This window comes from Enterococcus songbeiensis (genome assembly GCF_005405265.1).
GTDB classification, from domain to species: Bacteria; Bacillota; Bacilli; order Lactobacillales; family Enterococcaceae; genus Enterococcus_C; species Enterococcus_C songbeiensis.
Map to the genome: position 1 here is coordinate 1 of NZ_BJDS01000040.1, position 1,764 is coordinate 1,764.

The 1,764-nt window shown below is 39.1% G+C and carries 2 protein-coding genes; both read left to right on the top strand.

Annotation, left to right across the window (positions count from 1 at the left end; translation table 11 throughout):
• Nucleotides 1-697: helix-turn-helix domain-containing protein (locus FFM66_RS11415; RefSeq protein WP_212741321.1), on the top strand; the 697-nt coding region annotated here is incomplete at its 5' end.
• Nucleotides 688-1,596 carry an IS3 family transposase gene (locus FFM66_RS11420; RefSeq protein WP_212741322.1) on the top strand — a complete coding sequence of 303 codons (909 nt, stop codon included), beginning with the start codon at nt 688-690 and terminating at the stop codon, nt 1,594-1,596. The genes FFM66_RS11415 and FFM66_RS11420, both read left to right, overlap by 10 nt.
• Nucleotides 1,597-1,764: the final 168 nt, after the last annotated feature.

Sequence of the window (1,764 nt, forward strand, 5' to 3'; positions counted from 1 at the left end):
GGGGGGATTTTGTATGCCACAAAGAAAGATGAAACTCACTCCAGAAAAACGAGTAGAACTAGTAGAGAGCTATTTGAATGGTGAAGACAGTATGACCAGCCTAGCTCGCACTGCAGGCATTAGTCGGGCTGCTTTAAGTAACTGGATTATGCTTTATGAGAATGGAGGCCCTACTGGCTTATTAGCAAGACGGAAGAATACACACTATACGATTGAAACAAAGATTCAGGCTGTAAATGATTACCTAAATGGTTTAGGGAGTTTGTCGGAAATTACTAAGAAATACGGACTAAGACATCTTAACCAACTACGAGATTGGATAAAGATATATAATACTCATGGAAACTTCAAAACAGAAAGCGGTGGAAGTCAAATGAGTCAATCAAGAAAAACAACCTTCAAAGAACGAGTGGAAATTGTCCACTATTGTATTGTGCATGATCATAACTATGGTAAAACGGCTATCAAGTATCAGGTATCGTACCAACAGGTACGTAATTGGGTACTAAAATATGAGGAAATGGGCGAAGCCGGCCTAAAAGATCGCCGAGGACATCGAGCTGGAACAGAACCCAGTCGGACACCTGAAGAAGAAATGCGTGATCGACTGGCTGAACAAGAACGCAAAATCAAACGGTTAGAAATGGAAAATGATCTCTTAAAAAAAGTCAGGGAGTTAGAAAGGAAGTGGGACTAGAACTCATCCGTCATATCTTTGAATACCAAGCAATTAAGGAACTCCATGATCTCAAAAGTTATTCGATAAAACGAATGTGTGATTTTTTACACGTCTCCAGATCAGCGTATTACCGTTGGTTAAAGCAACCAAAACCAGCTCAAACTATCTTTAACGAGCACTTGGCAGACCTAGTAAGATATATCTATGAAGCAGATAACGACAAGGGGTATCGGAGAATCCGCGACGATTTGGTCCAAGACTTTGGTTTGCACGTCAATGACAAAAGAGTATTGCGGATTTGTCGTAGTCTTCAAATTAAATCTACCATCAAACACCATCCAAACGGAATTACAAAAGCTTCCAATAATCCTTATCATATTGCCAAGAACTATCTAAATAGAAATTTCCATGCAGATAAACCAAATGAAAAATGGCTAACTGATGTCAGTGAATTCAAGTACACTCTAGAAAACCAAGTAAAGAAAATTTACCTTAGTGCCATTCTAGACTTAGCAGATCGGCGTATTGTTTCATTCGTCATTAGCGATAGAAATGATAATAAGTTGGCTTTTGATACCTTTGACGAAGCGATTCGACTTGAGCCTGAGGCTCATCCGCTATTTCATAGCGATCGAGGGTTTCAGTACACCAGTAAAAATATGAGAACTAAAATCAAAAATCAAGGGATGAAACAAAGCATGTCTCGTGTTGCCCATTGTATTGATAATGGGCCAATGGAAGGGTTCTGGGGAACATTGAAACGAGAAAAATACTACCGTCATAAATTTACAAGACGCGAAGATCTCGTATCGATGATCGAAGATTACATCAACTACTATAACAATGGTCGTTACCAACGATGCTTGAAATCCAAAACTCCATTACAAGTTCACCAACAGCTTTTAATGGCAGCGTAATAATCGTATCTCTTAGCTGTGTGAAATGTCCTTTGTTTCGCACAGCTAAGAGATACGCAACCGAGGTTTAAAAAAAGAAAAACAAGAGAACTGTTTGCCACAAAATTAGCAAACAGCTCTCTAAAAATTTTATTATATTTCCGTGTCCACTTGACGGGGAGCCAACCA